The sequence below is a fragment of the Rhizobium sp. BK251 genome, assembly GCF_004345245.1.
Taxonomy (GTDB): Bacteria; Pseudomonadota; Alphaproteobacteria; order Rhizobiales; family Rhizobiaceae; genus Rhizobium.
Genome location: NZ_SLUQ01000004.1, coordinates 575,443 through 594,681 on the forward strand (window position 1 = coordinate 575,443; position 19,239 = coordinate 594,681).

At 63.1% G+C, this 19,239-nt stretch carries 13 protein-coding genes; 1 reads left to right on the top strand and 12 read right to left on the bottom strand.

Going from position 1 to position 19,239, the window contains the following annotated elements; genetic code table 11:
- The first annotated feature begins 13 nt into the window (after window positions 1-13).
- Window positions 14-1,366: a folylpolyglutamate synthase/dihydrofolate synthase family protein gene (locus EV286_RS12665; RefSeq protein WP_132957473.1), complete on the top strand. Its 1,353-nt coding sequence runs from the start codon at window positions 14-16 to the stop codon at window positions 1,364-1,366.
- Window positions 1,367-1,414: 48 nt separating this feature from the next.
- Here EV286_RS12665 and trxA read toward each other — a convergent pair whose 3' ends face one another.
- The 12 genes from trxA to chvI all read right to left on the bottom strand — a co-directional run bounded on the left by trxA (window position 1,415) and on the right by chvI (window position 19,066).
- A complete protein-coding gene (gene trxA, locus EV286_RS12670; protein ID WP_132957474.1) occupies window positions 1,415-1,735 on the bottom strand; it encodes a thioredoxin in 321 nt (106 codons plus the stop codon).
- A 74-nt stretch (window positions 1,736-1,809) separates the two neighbouring features.
- A complete protein-coding gene (gene addA, locus EV286_RS12675; RefSeq protein WP_132957475.1) occupies window positions 1,810-5,361 on the bottom strand; it encodes a double-strand break repair helicase AddA in 3,552 nt (1,183 codons plus the stop codon).
- Entirely contained in the window at window positions 5,354-8,551 is a 3,198-nt protein-coding gene (gene addB / locus EV286_RS12680; RefSeq protein ID WP_132957476.1) for a double-strand break repair protein AddB, read from the bottom strand. The genes addA and addB overlap by 8 nt, the downstream gene beginning before the upstream one ends.
- Before the next feature lie 3 nt (window positions 8,552-8,554).
- On the bottom strand, window positions 8,555-9,286 hold the full coding sequence (locus EV286_RS12685; protein ID WP_132957477.1) for a nucleotidyltransferase family protein: 732 nt from the start codon (window positions 9,284-9,286) through the stop codon (window positions 8,555-8,557).
- Window positions 9,287-9,299: 13 nt separating this feature from the next.
- Window positions 9,300-10,814 (bottom strand): tRNA (adenosine(37)-N6)-threonylcarbamoyltransferase complex ATPase subunit type 1 TsaE, encoded by a 1,515-nt coding sequence (gene tsaE / locus EV286_RS12690; RefSeq protein WP_132957478.1) that lies wholly within the window; start codon window positions 10,812-10,814, stop codon window positions 9,300-9,302.
- Entirely contained in the window at window positions 10,811-13,249 is a 2,439-nt protein-coding gene (locus tag EV286_RS12695) for a PAS domain-containing sensor histidine kinase (protein ID WP_245500698.1), read from the bottom strand. The genes tsaE and EV286_RS12695 overlap by 4 nt, the downstream gene beginning before the upstream one ends.
- A gap of 348 nt (window positions 13,250-13,597) precedes the next feature.
- Entirely contained in the window at window positions 13,598-14,998 is a 1,401-nt protein-coding gene (gene ahcY, locus EV286_RS12700; RefSeq protein WP_132957480.1) for an adenosylhomocysteinase, read from the bottom strand.
- Between the two features lie 166 nt (window positions 14,999-15,164).
- Window positions 15,165-15,449 carry an HPr family phosphocarrier protein gene (locus EV286_RS12705; RefSeq protein WP_132957481.1) on the bottom strand — a complete coding sequence of 95 codons (285 nt, stop codon included), beginning with the start codon at window positions 15,447-15,449 and terminating at the stop codon, window positions 15,165-15,167.
- A 12-nt stretch (window positions 15,450-15,461) separates the two neighbouring features.
- Window positions 15,462-15,863, bottom strand: a complete 402-nt coding sequence (locus EV286_RS12710; protein WP_132957482.1) for a PTS sugar transporter subunit IIA — start codon at window positions 15,861-15,863, stop codon at window positions 15,462-15,464.
- Window positions 15,864-16,021: 158 nt separating this feature from the next.
- The gene (locus EV286_RS12715; protein ID WP_132957483.1) at window positions 16,022-16,468 is read right to left on the bottom strand and encodes an HPr kinase/phosphorylase; all 447 of its coding nucleotides are present in this window, start codon (window positions 16,466-16,468) and stop codon (window positions 16,022-16,024) included.
- The gene (locus tag EV286_RS12720) at window positions 16,465-18,228 is read right to left on the bottom strand and encodes a sensor histidine kinase (RefSeq protein WP_245500699.1); all 1,764 of its coding nucleotides are present in this window, start codon (window positions 18,226-18,228) and stop codon (window positions 16,465-16,467) included. The genes EV286_RS12715 and EV286_RS12720 overlap by 4 nt, the downstream gene beginning before the upstream one ends.
- A gap of 109 nt (window positions 18,229-18,337) precedes the next feature.
- Window positions 18,338-19,066, bottom strand: coding sequence for a two-component system response regulator ChvI (chvI, locus tag EV286_RS12725; RefSeq protein WP_207909818.1), 729 nt, complete (start codon window positions 19,064-19,066; stop codon window positions 18,338-18,340).
- Window positions 19,067-19,239: the final 173 nt, after the last annotated feature.

Below are 19,239 nucleotides of genomic sequence, written 5' to 3' on the forward strand. Positions count from 1 at the left end.
GGGAGTTTGACAGATGACGTCCATAAACCAATCCGTCACGAGCGAGGCTGGCCGAGAAATCGACAAGCTGCTCGCGCTGCATCCCAGGGGCTTCGATCTCTCGCTTGATCGGATTACCAGGCTGCTTGAAGCGCTTGGCAACCCGCATCACAGGCTGCCGCCGGTGATCCATGTTGCCGGCACCAACGGCAAGGGCTCGGTCACGGCGTTCTGCCGGGCACTCCTTGAAGCTGCTGGCCTGAGCGTCCATGTCCATATTTCCCCGCATCTGGTAAATTGGCATGAACGCTATCGCATGGGCGTCAAGGGCGGTCGTGGCCAGCTCGTCGAGGATGCCGTGCTCGCCGATGCCGTCCGACGGGTGGCTGAAGCCAATGGCGGGCAGAAGATTACCGTCTTCGAGATCCTGACCGCTGTAACCTTTCTTCTCTTCTCCGAGCATCCGGCAGATGCGGCCATCATCGAGGTTGGTCTCGGCGGCCGTTTCGATGCAACGAACGTGATCAACGATCCGGCGGTCTCGGTGATTATGCCGATCTCCCTCGATCACCAGCCTTATCTTGGCGATCGCGTGGAGCTGATTGCGGCCGAAAAGGCCGGCATCATGAAGCGCGGGCGTCCGGTGGTCATCGGACAGCAGCCCTATGATGCAGCCCTTGAAGTGCTGATGTCGACCGCCGAGCGGCTGAATTGCCCGACCGCGGTCTTCGCGCAGGATTACTCTGCCCATGAGGAATATGGCCGGCTGATCTACCAGGACGAGTTCGGCCTTGCCGACTTGCCGCTGCCGCGCCTGCCGGGCCGGCACCAGTATGCCAATGCAGCTGCGGCGATCCGCGCACTCAAGGCGGCAGGCTTCATCTTGACGGATGCGGTGATCGAAGAGGCAATGGCCACGGTCGAATGGCCGGGCCGGCTTCAGCGCCTGAGCGAGGGCCAGCTGCTTGCAAGCGCGCCCGAGCGGGCGGAGATCTGGGTGGATGGCGGTCACAATCCTGGTGCCGGCGAAGTCATTGCCGAAGCCATGGCGGCCTTCGAAGAGCGGCAGGCGCGTCCTCTGTTCCTGATCACCGGCATGATCAACACGAAGGATCCGGTGGGCTATTTCAAGGCTTTCGCCGGCCTCGCAGAGCGTGTCTTCTGCGTGCCGATTCATGGCAGTGACTCGATGATCGACCCCGTCATTCTCGCCAACGCTGCTTATGATGCCGGCCTCGTCGCCGAACCGATGTCATCGGTCAGCCAGGCTCTCGAAGCCATTCGCGACATCGTTGAGGCGAGCGAACCGGCGCCGCGCATCCTGATCGGCGGCTCGCTCTATCTCGTCGGCGAGGTTCTTTCCGACAACGGCACACCGCCGACATGAAAAAGCCCGGTCGGTGCCGGGCTTTTCAAATTCAGATCCAACTTAGTCTTAGGCGGCGCTGGAAATCCAGTTCAACAGCGCCGTCTTGGGAGCTGCGCCAACCTTGATATCGGCCACTTCGCCGGCCTTGAACATGGCGAGCGTCGGAATGGAGCGCACGCCGAACTGGGCGGCAAGTTCCGGGTTCTCGTCGATATTCAGCTTTGCAACCTTGACCTTGCCGGCAAACTGGACCGCGAGCTCTTCGAGGCTCGGAGCGATCATTTTGCACGGGCCGCACCACTCAGCCCAGAAATCGACGACAACGGGTTCGGCCGATTCCAGAACCTCGGACTTGAAATTGGATCCATCGACTTTCACGGTAGCCATAAACTTCTCCTTTACCGGATTTACTGTTGAAGCACATGTGAGGGTGCGTGATCGGAATTTCAATGACCGGTATTTCACTTTGTCTTGAGTCCTGCAAGGGCGGACGCGAGCGTTTCGTCGGGAAGGCGGAAGACCGAAGCGTCCTCCGTGTAGACGAGCACGCAATCGAAGCGCTTGCCGGGGTAAAGCGGCACAAGCACCTCCCGGTAGATCGCAAGCTGTGCCTTGTGGGCCTCGGAGATGCCACTCAGCGATGACGGCGGGCGGCGGTTCGTCTTGTAATCGAGGATGACGACCCTGTCGTCGAGAACGGCCAACCGATCGACGCGGCCGGAAACCGCATAGTTCTCGCCGTCCAGCCGGAAGGTCCCCATGATGGAGACTTCAGCCCGGCCGTGGGCGGTGAAGATGCCGGCAAGATCGGGATGGGCGAGGACGGAAAGGGCGGCATCGACAACCGCATCCCGTTCCTCCCTTGGCCAGTGGCGGGCGCCACGCTCGACATAACGTCGACCGGCCTGGGCTCGTTCCTCGGCCGGCATGTCGGGCAGCGTTTGCAGCAGGCGGTGCAGCAGTCTTCCCTTGTGCAGCGATCGGTCGGGCCTGCCCTTCTCGCCGAAGAGCGGTGAAACGACGATGAGGTCTTCAGCCTCGTCATCGACAATCGTGCCCGCGCCGGAAGGGCTGAGCGGCCGGGGAAGGCGACGCTGCGGCGGCAAAGGCTGCCCAAGCGCCGGAGGCAAGCCTTCCTGCGTCGACGTGGTGGCGCGGGGCGGATGCTGGTCGAATGCACGTGTCGGCTCACCGATGCGCCAGTGAAAGCCATTCCATTCGCCATCTGCCCCGGAGAAGGCGACGGCCGTGCAGTTCTCGCTTTCCTCACGCAGCGCCGCGGAAATCATAGCATGCCATGTATCCGCATTTTCCCGCTGGCCGCGATAGCCGCAGATGATCAGCCGGTCTGCGGCGCGCGTCATCCCCACATAGAGAAGCCGACGGTATTCGTCTTCCGCAAGCGATTGAAGCCGGGCCGTATTTGCCTGGGTGAGCGAGTTACCGAGGACGCTGACCGGCACCCAGACCGGAATGGCAATTTCCTCCGCGGCCCCTTCGAGGAGGCGCAACTTCGGAAGATGCGTGTGGATGAACGACTTGGAGCCGCCGTCCACGAGGAAGACGATCGGTGCCTCCAGACCCTTGGAGGCGTGCACGGTCATGATCCGGACTTCGTTGCGACCCTTGTCCTGCTCGCGCTTGATCTCAGGTGCCTCGATCTCGAGCGTCGAGACGAAGGACTGAAGCCCTGGAAGGCCGGCCGTCTCATGCGCCAGCGTGAATGACAGGAATTCATCGAGGATGTCGCTGACCTCGGTGCCGAGGCGCGCCAGAAACTGCCGGCGCCCGCCATGACGGCCGAGGACGCGCGCGTAGAAATCATGGACGGAGGAGGATCGCGACAGAGCCATGAATCCGCGCAGGCGCTCGACGGCTGCCGCCATCCGCTCGTTGCCGTCGGCTGCAAATTTCTGCAGGTGGCTCCAGACGCTCTCGTTTTCGTCTCGCAAGGCGGCGATGGCAAAGACATCGTCCTCCGAAAGATCGAAGAGCGGGCTCTTGAGGAGAGCGGCGAGCGAAAGATCGTCCTCCGGCAGAAGCAGGAAGCGGCCGAGCGCAAGAAGATCCTGCACGGCGATATGGCTCGAAAGAACGAGCCGGTCGGCACCCGCAACGGGGATGTCGCCCCGCCGCTTCAGGGCACGCGTCAACGCATTCACGAAGGCATCCCGTTTGCGAACGAGCACGAGCACGTCGCCGGCCTCGATGAAGCGCTGCCGGCCGTGCTCGATGATCATTTCGCGACCGACGAGGTTTCCGATCGTCTCGGCGATCCGCCGCGCCAGGATTGCCGAAGGTGCCCCTTCAGGCGTTGCGTCGAACGGTGCCGTCCAGTCCTCCTCCTTTGCGGAAGGTTCCGGTGCGATCATCTCCCAGAGGTCGACAGAACCCGGATGGCCAATCCGGCTCGAACGATGCACGACCGGTTCGCCCTGAGCGCTGAGGCCGCGGGCATTTTCCGGAAAGGCGAAGACATGGTCGACAGCTGCGAGCACGTCGGCCGTGGAACGGAAGGAAAGCGGCAGGCGGACCGGCGAAAAGGCCTGCCCGCTTCCGGTGACGCGCCGCCGCGTGATCTCGCTCTCCTCGGAAAAACGCTCCGGCCGGGCGCCCTGGAAGGAATAGATGGATTGCTTCTCGTCGCCGACCGCAAACAGGGTACGTGTCGCCTGTCGGGCGCTCTGCCCCGAAAAGAAGTCTTCGGCGAGCGAGCGGATGACGCTCCACTGGACCGGGCTCGTATCCTGCGCCTCGTCCACGAGAATGTGGTCGATGCCCTGGTCGAGCTTGTAGTGGACCCATGGGCCGATGCCGCTCTTGGTCAGCAGATCGGCCGTGCGGGTGATCAGGTCTTCGAAATCGAGCTGGCTGCGGCTCTTCTTCAGATCCGCGTAATCGCGGTTCAGCCGGTCGGCAAGGGTCAGTGCGGCATGGGTCGCGCGATACATGCGCATCCGCCGTAGCCGGTCGCGGCAGAGTAGGACATGCTCCCGCGCCGCAGCGATCGCATCGACGAGATGTGGCGCCTCCGCAAGCATCGCCTTGACGAAGAACTGGCCGCAGGTCTTGGGCTCGCCCTTTGCCGTCAGCATCACCTTATCGAGGATATCGGCGCGGGCGGCGGGATCGGCCTCTCGCGCGGCAAGCCGCAGCGCGTAGGCGGCGTCTTGCGCCTTCGATCCGCCCTTCCGGTCGGCAAGCTGCAGGTAGAGATCGAGCACCGTGCCGGAAAGGCCGGGCAGGGGCCAGTATTCCGCGGCGACACTGCTTTCCGTATCTCGCTCATTAAGCCCAAGACGCCGCCTCAGGGCTGCATCCATGCCGCCGTGTTGGTCCGCCGCTTGGGTGAAGCGCTGGATGGCATTGCGCTTCGCGACGATGTCGGCGAGCAGCGCGTCGAGGCCGGATTCATCGGCAAGATCGAGTACATAGGCGAAAGCTTCGGCGAGTTCGGCGTCCTCCTCCGGCCCCGTTGCGTTCAGAAGCGAGCGCCGCGCCTCGGCAAGCAGCGTGGCAGCGGCGCGGTCGTCCAGCACCGAGAAGTGTCCCGCGACATTGGCCTCCAGCGGAAACTGGTGGAGCAGCGCCTCGCAGAAGGCATGGATCGTCTGGATCTTGAGGCCGCCGGGCGTTTCCAGCGCTTTGGCGAAGAGCCGCCGCGCCTCGGCAAGCTTGAGATGGTCGGGACCAGCTCCCTCGACTTGCGCGATCTTCGCTTTCAATTCCTCGTCCGGTAGCGTTGCCCATTCCGCGAGGCGCGCGAAGACGCGGTTCGACATCTCGGAGGCCGCGGCCTTGGTGTAGGTAAGGCAGAGGATCGCAGACGGCCGTGCGCCGGCGAGAAGAAGGCGGATAACCCGCTGCGTGAGCACATGCGTTTTCCCGGAGCCGGCATTGGCCGAAACCCAGGCGGACCGGGCGGGATCGGAAGCGAGTGACTGCTGACGCGTTGTCCAGCCGAGCCAGGTCTCCGGTTCGTTGCCTTCGGGAAGCGGGAGATGCTCACTCATCGGGCGCCTCCTCTTCGGTCTCGGCCGTCGCCCATTCGGAGACGCGGGCAAGATGGTCGTAGTCGCCGCCATAGTCATATTGCTGCGCCGGGATGAGCCGGGACGAGAAGCCGCGCTCGCCGCTCTTCAGCAGCAGGACGAACTTGGTGAGCTGGTCGATCGACTCCTCGGCAAGTTGCAGGGCCGATTTCGCCTTGGTGGGATCCCGGTTCGAAAGTTCGTTGTTGACCTGGTCCGTGCGGAAACGGCTTCCCGGTCGGAGTCGCACATAGAGAAGATTTTCCGGCGCGAGGTTGCCCGCATCCCGGAATGCGCTCGCGCGAAGTGCCGCCGCCTCGAGCGCCAGCTGCGGGTCGAGGAGCGCGCGGGCCTGCGCGGGCGAGGGATTGTAGCCCGTCTTGTAGTCGATGATATCGGCGGCGCCGGGCCCCTTGATATCGATTCGGTCGGCAACACCTGTGAGCCGGATGCCAGCGACATCAAGCTCCATGCCGGCTGGAACCTCCGTCAGCGTTCTGCGGATCTGCGGCCGCCGTTCTTCTTCCCAGGCGAGGAAGGCGCGCGCGACCTCCCGAAAGCGTGGCCGCCACACGCTGTCGATGTGGGACGGCAGTTGCTCAGCATCGAAAAGCTCGGAGAGGATGCGCTCCATGGCGGTCGCGCCCGCCGGCGTGCCGGCGGCATGTCCCTCGCGAATAAAGCGGTCGATGATCGCGTGGTACAGCGTCCCGCGTTCGGCAGCCCCCGGACCGCGGTTGAAAGCGTCGACCGGATCTAGACGCAGGATGCGCCGCGCGTAGATGGCATAGGGATCGCGCCGCAGGCGCCCGACCTCGCTGAAGGAATAGCTCTTCGGCTGCAGCGTCTGGGGCGGCTTCGGGGCCGGCCGTTGCGCCGGATTCTGGTTCTCTCCCTCGTCGATGAGGTTGGCCCAGTGGCGGAAGCGATCGCCACGGGCTCTCAGCGCCTTTTCCAGATCCTTGCCGCCGAGGGCGAGCAATCGCTGCAGCCAGCGGGAGGCAACGGTGGGCGCCGATCCCTGGCGGAGCGCGCGCGAATAGACGAGCCGACGCGTACCGTTCGCCATCTCGAAATCATGTGCAATCTGACCGACCCGCCTTTCCGGCGGCTCCAGCCCGATCTCCGTCTTCATCGTGCGTGAAATGAACGGGTTGTTGGATGTCTGGTTCGGCCAGGCCCCCTCGTTCAGACCGCCGAGGACGAGCGTATCGACGCTCTGCAGGCGGGCCTCCAGCGTACCGAAGATGAAGATGCGCGGATGACTGAGTGCGCGGGGCTTGACGGCCTGGCCGGCGGTGAAGGCCGCCATGATGTCGATCCACTGCGGACCGTCCGCCTCCATCTGCCCCTCGGTCTCGATGATCTCGCCAAGCAGGCTTGAGAGCGCGTCGCCGGCTTCGCCGGACCATAGAGCTGCAAGGTTGCCGCGCTCATCTGCGGCGACTGCTTCGAGTGCGCGCCCGGTGCGTTCGGCCCATTCGGAAAGCATGAAGGCGGTCGTCAGCCTCTGGCCGCCATGCGATCTGCGCACCAGCGCCGACGCCAGGGGCTCGACCGCGCCGGCAATGCGCCGGGCAAGGAGACGCGCCTCGTCGGCAGCATCGCCGGTAAGCGCCTTGCGCCATTGTGGGCTGTGACGCTCCGATGCCTCTTCGGCGAGGCGGATGTCGAGCAGTGGTTCCAGTCCATCGATGGCGACGTCGGCCACGCCGCCGCGCATGGCGAGCAGCTCCAATGCCGCGACGGCGCGATCGAGACGGTCCCGGTCAAGGCCGAAACGGGCGAGCGGATGCTTGAGCAACGAGACGATGGCGACCGGGTCGCCGGGCCGAAGCGTCGCTTCGAGAAGGAGCTGCAGCAGCGTTCCCTGCGGCGTCGCCGAAAGCGGCGTACCGGCAGAATCATCCGCCACGATCCCGAAGCGGGCAAGCTCGGCGGTGACACGACGGGCGAGGTTGCGATCAGGCGTGATCAGGGCGGCCTGGCTTTCGCCGTTCCGTCCGGGCTCCTCCAGCGCCAGCCGCAGCGCGATGGCGATCGCTGTCGCCTCCTCACGCTCGTTGGCCGACTCGATCAGCGAGACATCGGCAAAGGCGCCCTGAATGGCCTCCGGGAGAAGGCCCTTCTGCCATGCGTTCCAATTGCTGGTCGCCTTGGCAGGGGCGAGTGCGCGGGAGAGGATCTCGGCGCGAAGGTGCATGTCCGGGTCGACCATGCCCAGGGCATCGACATCCCTGCGGGTCATTTGCAGGCGGCCGAGCAGTCTTGAGAGGCCGTATTGCGGGTGGCCGCGGCCGGCGGCGTCGCGACCTTGGCTCGGCTCCTCCGGCGGATCGACGAGATCCCAGTCGGCGTCCGGCATCGAAAGATCAAGGCCGGGAAGGACGATGACGCCCTGCGGCAGTGAGGCCACCGCGGCGATCAGATCGGCGGTGGCGGGAACCGAGCCGGTGGAACCGGCGACGATCACCGGGCCGGAATCCGCGAGTGCCGCAATTCTCTTGGCCTCGGCACGCAGGATTGCATTTCGGTGCCGCGCGGGCGAGGATCGGCCGAGTTCCCCGAGGCGTTCGGGCCAGAAGGCACTCGCAATCCGCAGGAATTCGGCGGTCAGTTGCCACCAGAGGGCATGGTCCCGGGCGTCGAGCCGGGCAAGCTCGTCCCATTCCCGTTCCTCGGTCTCCATCGAATCGATGAGTTCTGCAAGATTGCGCGCCAGCCAGATGGCGTCGGCGGGGCTTGCCGGTGCCACCAACGGCGAATCCGAGTGAACGTCGCGCACGATCTGTGGCAGCCGGTTGCGCCAGGCAAGGATAAGCCGTGCGAGCTCGAGCAGCCGCGCCGTATTGGGGAGCGGCGGCGCGAGATCGAAGGTCTCGGGCATGTCCTCTTCGAAATAACCGCTGTCGTCATCTGTCTCGCCGAGCGGCCGGATGACGGGCAGGATGGCGGAACGGCCGCCGAGGAGATCGACGAATTCCGACCGCAATACGCGAACCGCGCGCCGTGTCGGCAGGAAGATCGTCACCTTGGCAAGGGAAAGCGGATCGGCTGGGTCGTGACGAAAATGCTCGGTCAGGCGACCGTCGCAAAGCGCGGCAGCCAGGGTCTTCAGGAAGGGCAGGCCCGCCGGAATTGTCAAAACCCGCTGCCGGTGGCGCCGTTCCATGGCTCAGGCAAGCTCCCGGAAACGCCGGATTGTTTCCTCCGCCTCGCCGATCGCCTCCGGCGTGCCGACGGTCAGCCAATGGCCCTCCAGCGAAAGGCCGTAGAGGCGCCCCGTCGCGATTGCTCTGTCGAAATAGATGTTGAGGTTGAAAGCGTCGGCAGGCGCATCGTCAAACAGCGAAGGGTTCATCACGATCGCTCCTGCATAGACGGTCGGATTCGGATCGCCATCGCGATAGCGCGTGAGGCGGCCATCGCCGGCGAGGTTGAAGTCCTTCTTGCCATTGTGCCCCGTCGTATTCTCGAGTGGCACGCAAAGCAATGCCATGTCCATCTTCTCAGGATCGAAGAAGGCCGCGAGCCGCTCCAGATTGGTCTTGTCGCCCCTCGGCTCGCCGATCCAGAAGAGATCGGCATTCATGACGAAGAGCGTGCTGCGATCGAGCAGTTTCAGCCCCTTTGCCAGGCCGCCGCCTGAGTTCATCAAGGCGTCGCGCTCGTCGGAAATGACGATGCCGAGGCGCGAATAGCCCGCCAGGTGCTCGACCATCTGCTCGGCGAGATAGTGGACGTTCACGACCGCCTTTTCTACCCCGGCCTCAGCGAGGCAGTCGAGCGCATAGTCGATCATCGGCTTGCCGGCGATCTTCACGAGCGGCTTCGGAATGGTATCGGTGATCGGCCGCATGCGGGTTCCGAGGCCTGCGGCCAGAACCATGGCTTGTCTGATGGTCATGCTGATCCGGAATTTATGATTCGTTCCGGCCTATTCCAGCCCGTGCGCACCATTCGCGCAAGGGGGCGAGTGCATCATGTTCCAGAGCCACGCCGAGATAGGCGAGCGTGCGCGGCATGTGCTTCATGTAAGCCGGCTTGCCGTCGCGCCGCAGGAGGCGGACCCAGAGGCCGGCAAGCTTGCACGCACGCTGTGCCGCCATGATCGACCAGGCCTTCAGGAAGCCCGCCTCGTCGAAGCCGCCCTGAGCGTGGCGGAGCTTCAGGTAGTCGGCCATGAGTTCGTCGAAGAGGTTGCGCTCGATCGTCACGCGCGCATCCTGGATGATCGACGCGAGGTCATAGGCCGTCGGCCCGATCATCGCATCCTGGAAATCGATGAGGCCTACGCGTCGGACGCCGCTCTCCTTCTCGCGCCAGATGATGTTCGGCGAGTGGAAGTCGCGCAGAAGCAGGTTCTTTTCCGCCGGCTGCAGCGCGAGGATCAGCTCGTCCCATATCGCAAGATATTCGTTGCGTTCCTCCGCTGTGGCCTCGCTGCCGCGCTTCCACGGCAGGTGCCAGTCGAGGAGCAGGCGGACTTCCATTTTCATGGCGGTCGGATCGAAATCCGGAATGCGGTGCAAATGTGTCGCCGTAACGGGAATTTCGCGATCGATAGCCATCGAGTGGAGATGGGCAAGACAGGCGACGCTTGCGCGGTAGCGATCGGCGATCGGCTTTCCTTCTCCGTCAAGAACACCGTCGCTGCCGAGGTCCTCGAGCAGCAGGATGCCGTCATCGAAATCCGCCTCATAGACCTCCGGTGCTGCGAAACCCCTGGCGCGCAGCGTGCGCGCCAGCGCGACGAACGGATAGGCATCCTCGGCGATGTGGGCAACCTGCGGGTAGGTCTTGCCGTCCATCACGACGGGACCCTTCGGTTGACGCGGCCAATCCATCAGGATGAGGCGCGCGCCGTCATGCGGATAGATGGCCTCATAGGCACGCGCCGAGGCGTCACCCGTCAGAAACCGCCGTTTCGCGCCGGCAAGACCATGACTGTCGAGAAAATCGCGGATCTTGAGGACGCGAAGGATCCGTGCCATCTGCCGCTCCGGCGCGCTGATGGTCGCCCGGCGGCCCTCGCCTTCGTGCTCGAGGCGCAGGTGAATGATGTCGGCGTGCAGGGCGCCGTCGGCCATTTCCGGCCATTCGACGAGGCAGATGCCACTCTGCAGTGCTTCGTCGAAGCCGAGTTCGTCGAGCTCGGTCGCATTGCTCAGCCGATAGAGGTCGAAGTGATGGATGGGGATCCGCAGCTCGTAGGACTGCACGAGCGTGAATGTCGGGCTCGGCACCTCCAGCTCGTCGTCGTCGGCCATGGCGCGCAGAAGTGCGCGGGCAAGCGAGGACTTTCCGGCACCGAGGTCTCCCGAAAGGGCCAGGCAGTCGCCGGCCCTAAGGGCGAGCGCCAGGTCCTCCCCGAGGCGGGCCGTTGCGGCATCGTTCTCGAGGATGAGCGAAATGGCACCGTCAGGCGTGATCATTCGGCGGCCACGACCCGCGGCAACTCTCCGGAGGGAATGCGGCAGGTGACGGTCGTGCCCTTGCCGGCGCGGCTCTCGATGGAAACCTCACCATGATGCAGCGTCACGAAACTTTCGACGATCGACAGCCCGAGGCCGGCGCCACTGCGCTTGCCGCCCTTGCTGTCCGTCGCGAAGCGATTGAAGACGGACTTGATCATATCCTGCGGAATGCCGGGACCGCTATCGGCGACCGAGAAGACGAAATCCGGTCCCGTGCGCTGGCAGGTCAACGATATGACCGACCCCTCGGGCGCGAAGTTTGCGGCATTGGCAAGGAGCTTGAGAAGGATCTGCTTCAGGCGCTGAGGATCGGCGACGATCGTGCCCAGATAGGCGGGCGCGACGATTTCCAGGCTGACGCCGCTCTCCTGCAGCCGATCGGCGATCTGCATCGAGACGTCGTCGAGAAGATCGTCCAGCTCGATCTCGGAGTAGTTGAGATGCATGATGCCGGCATCGACGGTGGCGAGGTCAAGAATGTCGTTGACCAGCGTCAGCAGCACCGACGAGGACGTCGATATGTGGTCCATATATTCGGCCTGCCGCTCGTTGAGCGGCCCGATGCCGGGCGTTTTCAACAGGTCGGCAAAGCCGATGATGTTGGTGAGCGGCGAGCGCAGTTCGTAGGAGACGTGCTGAACGAAGTCGTTCTTCAGCTCGTCGGCCTTCAGCAGGGCTTCGTTCTTTTCGGTCAATGCTCGCTCCGCACGCACGCTGTCCGTCATGTTGACGAAGGTGAGCATGGTCTGCGCATTGGGCAAGGGAATGACGGCATAGTCGAGGACAAGGCCGGAGAAGAGTTCCAGGGTTCCCTGGCTCGAGGGGCGCTCGTCGTCGAAGCTGGTAATCAGCTCTGCAAATCGCCTCCAGCCATCCGGCCGGTCGTAGGAGGGGCCGCAGGCCTCTGCGAGCGCGCGGATATGCGTGCCCGGCTTCGCCTCATCCTCGGTGATGCCCCAGAGCGCCCGGAAAGCCGGGTTGGAAAGCCGGATGCGCCCGTCGGCGCCGAAGACCGCCACGCCTTCGGAAAGGTGGTCGATCGTCTCGCCCTGCACCTTGACCAGGGTGTTGTAGCGTGTTTCGAGGTTGACCTGTTCCGTCAGGTTTTCGAAGACCCAGGTCGCGCCGCCTTGCGGATGAGCTGTCGCGAAGACCCGCAGGATCTGCCCGTTCGGCAGGTGCCAGAGGTCCGATTGCGTGTCGAGCGAGCGATAGACGGAGAGGGCATTCTCCTTCCAGGTCTTCCAGCTCAGCTGCTCCGGCAGCTTCTTGGCGGCGCGTAGCCGCTCCAGCACTTCGCCGTTGTCCGGCTTGCTTTCGAGGAACGATATATCGAAGCCCCAGAGGGTGGCGAAAGCCTGGTTGTAGAACTGCAGGCGGCGCTCGCCGTCGAAGATTGCGACCGGCGTCGCGAGATGATCGAGCGTCTCGGCGTGGCTCTTCAGCGTGCGTTCCAGCTCCGCGCGGACGGCCTCCGTTTCGGAGACGTCGATGGCCATTCCGGCCGAGCCGCCCGGTGCCCTGACGTCGATCACGTCAAAGAAGGTGCGGTTGCCGCGAACGACGGTCGAGATCTTTTCGTGGAATGGCAATTCCACGGTCGCGGCGGCGCGAATGCGCTCCCGCGAGATCGTGCTCAGAAACTCCCGTCCTTCGTCGACGGCCTGCATGGTCGAGACGGCCTCGACCGCTTCGCCATAGGCATGGTTCACCCAGGTGAGCTTTCCGCTCGGATCGCGCTGCCAGACAGGCAGGTCGATGGCGTCGAGCAGGTTCTGGAACGTGGATATCGCGATCATCAGCCGGTCGCGCTCGATCTTGAGCTCGGCGAGCTCGGCACGAAGATTGTTGAGTGCAATGAAGCGTACGAAGGCCCGGCCGCCGGAGACGCGGCCCTGCGCCTCCAGGATCTCGTCGCGGGTCGTTTCGACGACCATGTCGAAGCTCTGCGCCTTGCCCCGCAGCTGGTCGATGGCCTTCTCGAGCTCGGAGGCCGACCACGGCTTCAGCCAGCGGCCGAAGGCGAGGAAGTCGTTGTCCTGCGGCGCGCCGGTTTCGACCGGCAGCTGCCCCAGCAATTCCGGTCTTTCGTTCGGGCCATCCCAGATGACGATCCTGCGGTTCTTGTCGGCGATCAACGCCTGATACTGCGAAATCCGCTGGTTGGCGTCGGAGAGGGCAGACCGCATTTCCCGGCTCTCGCTTTCGAGATTGCCGCGCTGGCGAACGAGCCAGATGGTGGAAAGCAAGGCTGCGGAAATCACGCCGATGACGAGGGAAAACGTCATCATCTCCGAAGAGGTGAAAAGACGCGTAACGGAAGCGGTCGGTGCCTCGCGGGCGAAGACCGGCCATGCGGGCGCGGAGAACGCCGTGCATGAAATGCAGAGCATCCAGAAACGCCGCAAGGAGGCAAGCGGACCACGCTGCCTCACCTTGCCCGAAAGCTGCCGCCCGCGGATGGCCTGCACTGCGCGATCAGCCGCGCAAACGCACCCCTCCGGCCCTTCAGGCAGGCTGTTTTTGACTTCCCACATCCGCGGTATGTCTCCGTCCTTTAATGTGCCGCATCTCGACAAGACATCCCATTTCTGCGGCCGCGAGCTATGCGCTGAGGCCACGAATCAAGTCCAAAAAGGATACTGCCTAATAGAATCTGCGGGAAGGTAGCCGGCCAAAAAATAAGCCGCAGCCTTTGTCAAGGCGGCGGCTACCACATATTGTGGATTCCCACTCAAATATTAATAGCGATAGTGATCCGACTTGAACGGGCCCTTCGGCGAGACGCCGATATAGGCGGCCTGCTGTTCGGAAAGCTGCGTGAGCTTGACGCCGAGCTTGGCGAGATGCAGGCGAGCCACCTTCTCGTCGAGCTGCTTCGGCAGGACATAGACCTCGTTCTTGTACTGGCCGGGCTTGGTGAAGAGCTCGATCTGGGCCAGCGTCTGGTTCGTGAACGACGCCGACATGACGAAGGACGGATGGCCCGTCGCATTGCCGAGGTTGAGCAGGCGGCCTTCGGACAGGAGGATGATGCGGTTGCCCTTCGGGAACTCGATCATGTCGACCTGAGGCTTGATGTTCGTCCACTTGAGATTACGCAGCGCGGCGACTTCGATTTCGTTGTCGAAGTGGCCGATGTTGCCGACGATCGCCATGTCCTTCATCTGGCGCATGTGATCGATGCGGATGACGTCCTTGTTGCCGGTCGTGGTGATGAAGATGTCCGCCGAGGCGATGACGTCCTCGAGCAGCACGACCTCATAGCCGTCCATTGCAGCCTGCAGCGCGCAGATCGGATCGGCTTCCGTCACCTTGACGCGAGCGCCGGCGCCGGAAAGAGACGCTGCCGAACCCTTGCCGACGTCGCCGTAGCCGCAGACGACGGCAACCTTGCCGGCCATCATCACGTCGGTGGCGCGGCGAATGCCGTCGACCAGCGATTCCTTGCAGCCGTACTTGTTGTCGAACTTCGACTTCGTGACAGAGTCGTTGACGTTGATCGCAGGGAAGGGAAGCAGGCCCTTCTGGCTGAGCTGGTAAAGGCGGTTGACGCCTGTGGTCGTCTCTTCGGTGACACCCTTGATGGCCTCACGCTGCTTGGTAAACCAGCCAGGCGATGCCTTCAGGCGCTTCTTGATCTGGGCGAAGAGGATTTCCTCTTCTTCCGAATGCGGATTGGAAAGCACGTCCTCACCGGCTTCGGCGCGGGCGCCGAGCAGGATATACATCGTGGCGTCGCCGCCATCGTCGAGGATCATGTTGGAAAGACCGCCGTCGGCCCACTGGAAAATCTTGTCGGTGTAGATCCAGTAGTCCTCGAGGGACTCGCCCTTGACGGCAAAGACCGGGACGCCGGAAGCGGCGATCGCCGCAGCGGCATGGTCCTGCGTCGAGAAGATGTTGCACGAGGCCCAACGGACTTCGGCGCCGAGAGCGGCGAGTGTCTCGATCAGCACCGCCGTCTGGATCGTCATGTGCAACGAGCCGGTGATGCGCGCGCCCTTGAGCGGCTTGGCTTCGCCGAATTCGGCGCGGCAGGCCATCAGGCCCGGCATTTCCGTTTCGGCGATTGAAATTTCCTTGCGGCCGAAATCCGCAAGGCCGATGTCAGCGACGACGTAATCTTTTTCAGTGCTCACGAGGGCCTCCAGCCTGGAAAACATCCCGGCCAGTACGCGATGCCCTGGTGCCGGCACAGGATGCAAGACAATCCGCAAGAGCGCGGACGATGAAAGCCGTTTACCAGTCTTCAGCTTGAAAAGCAATAAAGATATAAAGAAGTCTTTATATCCGTTTGGAGGGGAGTTACATCTCTTCGCCGAACTTGTCCTGGACAAGTCTGTCGAGGGCGTTTAGCGCCTCGGTGGCTTCGCGCCCGCTTGCCGTGACGAGGACGCTGCACCCCGGGCTCGCCGCAAGCATCATGAGACCCATGATGGAGGTTCCGCCGACTGTCATTCCGTCCTTGGAGACGGTGATAGTGGCATCGAAATTATCGACGGTCTGGACGAACTTCGCCGATGCGCGGGCGTGAAGGCCCCTCTTGTTGATGATCAGCAGTTCACGGGAGAGCGAAGTCGCGGTGGACATGAAGGGATCTCGTCATTTACCGCTCAGCACGCGGCTTGCCACATTGATGTATTTCCGGCCCGCCTCGGACGCCTCGACCAAGGCTCTTTCCATGTTGTTTTCGCCGCGCACGCCGGCAAGCTTGATCAGCATGGGAAGGTTGACGCCGGCGATGACCTCCGTATGGCCGCTGTTCATGACCGAGATGGCGAGATTGGAAGGCGTGCCACCGAACATGTCGGTGAGAATGATGACACCATGACCGTCGTCGGCGCTGGAGACTGCCCCCAGAATGTCCTGGCGCCGCTGATCCATGTCATCCTCGGGACCGATGGATACCGTCTCGATGAATTTCTGCGGACCAACGACATGCTCCACCGCATGACGAAACTCTTCAGCCAGCTTGCCATGAGTGACAAGCACAAGTCCGATCATGATTTTACTGCTCCCATCGCATAAGCAAACAGGTGGCCCATATCGCAATGCAGCAATCTCGTCCACCGGTGGGGGGACATCTTCGCCATGAAAAGGCGAAGTGCAAGACAAAAATGAGGATGCATTGGGTCTGAACAGGCTGGATTCGGCAATCTACGCTACCCTTGGGGGATCTGGGCCATCAGCAATCCAAGCGGATCGATGGCGGTGACTGGCAGGCGGAGGAGCGGCAGCGCAATGCCGGGCACCACTTCGTGGTAGTCCCCCTCATCCGGAAGGCGTGGTGCCTTGGAAAGGTCTACGGGCATCACCGCAAACTGCATGAGTGCCGGCGAAATATGCTCGGCGGCAACGATGCCGACGCCGCGCAGCTCGATCAACCCGGCGATGGTGGGCGGCGCCTCTGCAAGGACACGCCCGCCTCGAAGCGAGAGGAAGACCTGGTCGTCGGAAACCAGCGCCGAAAAGAGCCCGCGGGACTGGGCTGCGGTGATGCAGGCATGGGCGAGGGACGACTTGCCTGCTCCTGAACCTCCGACAAAGAGGAAGCCTGTCGTGCCGACCACGATCGCTGTTCCATGAACGTTGTGCCTGATATCGGTCATGCGTGGGCGTCTGCCGGCAACGACAGGACGAAACGCGCTCCCGTCAGGGCGCCGGTTTCTGCGTCGATGATATTTTCTGCCCGCAGCGACCCGCCATGCGCCTCGGCGATCTGCCGGCTGATGGAAAGGCCGAGGCCGGAGTTCTGGCCGAAGCCTTCCGACTCCGGGCGGTCCGTATAGAAGCGCTCGAAGATGCGATCGATATTCTCGGCCTGGATGCCGGGACCGTTGTCCTCGATGTAGATCACGCAGCGCGTCCTCGTGCGCACTAGGCGTACGGTGATCCGGCCGCCGATCTCTGGGACGAAGGAGCGTGCATTCTCGATCAGGTTGGTGACGATCTGGCCGAGGCGGAGGTCATGGCCGGTTACGATGAAGCTGGTCTTGGAGCCGGGTTTGCGATCGACGATATAGTCGATCTGCACCTGTTTCTTCTTCCCTCTTATCTGCTTGGAGAGTTCGATCAGATCGCGCAGGAGAACTTCGATATCGACGGGACGGGCATCGGAACGGGCAAGTTCCGCATCGAGCCGCGAGGCGTCGGAAATGTCGCTGATCAACCTGTCGAGCCGGCGGACATCATGCTGGATGACGTCCATCAGCCGCTTCTTGGAATCGTCCGTCTTGGCAAGCGGCAACGTCTCGACTGCACTTCTGAGCGAGGTCAGCGGGTTCTTGAGTTCGTGGCTGACGTCGGCGGCGAAGCTTTCGATGGCGTCGATGCGGTCGTAAAGCGCGGTCGTCATCTCGCGCAAGGCAATGGACAGGTTTCCGATCTCGTCCTGGCGGGCAGAGAAATCAGGAATTTCCTCGCGCTCTCGTGCGCCGCGGCGCACGCGGATGGCGGCGGCCGACAGGCGGCGCAATGGATTGGCGATCGTCGACGACAGGAGAAGCGAAAGCACGACGTTGACGAGGGTCGCGACACCGAAGACGCGCATGATCGCCAGGCGCTCGGCATGCACGATCTTGTCGATATCGCCGGCCTGCGTGGAGAGAAGCAGGACGCCGAGCACTGCACGGAAGCGCTGGATCGGCACGGCGACGGAAACGATGAGCTCGCCTTTTTCCGTCGTGCGGACGACAGCGCCGCGCACGCCGGTGAGCGCGTTCATGACTTCGGGATAGATCGAGCCGTCACCACCGGGTGCTTCCTTGTAAACCGGCAGGTTGCCCGGCTGAAGGATCTTGTTGAACATGGCACCGAACCAGTCGGTCCAGTTCTGCGCCTCGTCATCGACCGGCGGCAGGTCGAAGCGGAGAACCTGGCCGCGTGAGTAGAGGTGCCGGGAGTCGAGCAGCAAGTTCGCATCGGCGTCGAAGATGCGCGCGCGGGTGCGCGTCGGCGAGATCAGTCGGCGAAGAACGGGCGCGACGCGTTCCGGATTGATCGGAAACTCAAGATCCTCGTCGTTAGGGACGGGCGTAATGCTCTGGCCGGCCTGGAGTTCCAAGAGCTTCTGCGGGTCGATGGTGATCGAATTGGTATCGACCGACGCGGAAGCCGAGATCGCGCCGGCGATGATCTCGCCCTGGGTCAGAAGGCTCTCGACGCGGGCATCGATCAGCCCTTCGCGAAACTGGTTGAGGTAGAGGATGCCGCCGACGAGAACGAGCAGTGCGGCGAGATTGAAGAAGAGGATGCGCCGCGTCAGGCTCGAGAAGACGGCGTTTCCGAAGATTCGGCGGATGAGCGTGAAGGGATGCGACCAGCGTCGTCCTTTGACGCGGCGGCCGGGCGGCACCTCCGCGTCGTCCAGATCCCGTTCCTGCACCAGCTGCGCCAACTATCGGCCCTTTCGAGGGGCGGTGCCCGCTTGCGCTGGCTCCGCCCTGATCATTTCACCCTTGCTGCCTCTGTCGGCCGCATCAGGCTGCTTCGCGGAAGCGGTAGCCCACTCCATAGAGCGTTTCAATCATATCAAAATCTGTATCGACCATTTTGAATTTCTTGCGCAGGCGCTTGATGTGGCTGTCGATGGTTCGGTCGTCGACATAGACCTGCTCGTCGTAGGCGGCATCCATCAGGGCATCGCGGCTCTTCACCACGCCGGGCCGCTGGGCGAGGGAGTGGAGAATGAGGAATTCGGTGACGGTTAGCGTTACCGGCTCGCCCTTCCACGTGCAGGTATGGCGCTCCTGGTCCATCACCAGCTGGCCACGCTCCAGCGAGCGCGCTTGCTGAACCGCGCCCGGCTTCGGCGTGGTTCCGGCGGTCGCGACCGCGGCTTCGCGGCTGGAGGCGCGGCGCAGGACAGCCTTGACGCGTTCGACGAGCAGCCGCTGCGAGAAGGGCTTTGTGATGAAGTCGTCGGCACCCATCTTCAGTCCGAATAGTTCGTCGATTTCCTCGTCCTTCGAGGTCAGGAAGATGACTGGAATGTCGGATTTCTGGCGGAGGCGGCGCAGCAGCTCCATTCCGTCCATCCGGGGCATCTTTATGTCGAAGATGGCCAGCTGTGGCGGGCGGGCGAGCAGTCCGTCGAGCGCGGAGGCACCGTCCGTGTAGGTCTCGACCTTATATCCTTCGGCCTCAAGTGCGATCGACACCGAGGTGAGGATATTGCGGTCGTCGTCAACGAGCGCGATTGTCTGCATCGTACTTATCTCCGCCATCATGATGCGCGTCTCCGGATTCGGAATCCAGCCAAGGCCGGTCTTGGTAACCGGCGCGCTTATCGGGATAAAGGTGGAACAAATTGTGGCAAAGATAAAGAGGCCGTAGTGAAACAGTCGCGAGCACGCAACCAGAGATGGTGCGACAAATTTGC

What these genes read in the sequence shown, in the direction of transcription:
- tsaE (WP_132957478.1), bottom strand. Translation starts at nt 10,814, where the DNA reads ATGATCACGCCTGACGGTGCCATTTCGCTCATCCTCGAGAACGATGCC.
- EV286_RS12665 (WP_132957473.1), top strand. Translation starts at nt 14, where the DNA reads ATGACGTCCATAAACCAATCCGTCACGAGCGAGGCTGGCCGAGAAATC.
- EV286_RS12715 (WP_132957483.1), bottom strand. Translation starts at nt 16,468, where the DNA reads ATGACCGATATCAGGCACAACGTTCATGGAACAGCGATCGTGGTCGGC.
- EV286_RS12705 (WP_132957481.1), bottom strand. Translation starts at nt 15,449, where the DNA reads ATGTCCACCGCGACTTCGCTCTCCCGTGAACTGCTGATCATCAACAAG.
- addB (WP_132957476.1), bottom strand. Translation starts at nt 8,551, where the DNA reads ATGGAACGGCGCCACCGGCAGCGGGTTTTGACAATTCCGGCGGGCCTG.
- EV286_RS12710 (WP_132957482.1), bottom strand. Translation starts at nt 15,863, where the DNA reads ATGATCGGACTTGTGCTTGTCACTCATGGCAAGCTGGCTGAAGAGTTT.
- chvI (WP_207909818.1), bottom strand. Translation starts at nt 19,066, where the DNA reads ATGCAGACAATCGCGCTCGTTGACGACGACCGCAATATCCTCACCTCG.
- EV286_RS12695 (WP_245500698.1), bottom strand. Translation starts at nt 13,249, where the DNA reads ATGCTCTGCATTTCATGCACGGCGTTCTCCGCGCCCGCATGGCCGGTC.
- addA (WP_132957475.1), bottom strand. Translation starts at nt 5,361, where the DNA reads ATGAGTGAGCATCTCCCGCTTCCCGAAGGCAACGAACCGGAGACCTGG.
- trxA (WP_132957474.1), bottom strand. Translation starts at nt 1,735, where the DNA reads ATGGCTACCGTGAAAGTCGATGGATCCAATTTCAAGTCCGAGGTTCTG.
- EV286_RS12685 (WP_132957477.1), bottom strand. Translation starts at nt 9,286, where the DNA reads ATGACCATCAGACAAGCCATGGTTCTGGCCGCAGGCCTCGGAACCCGC.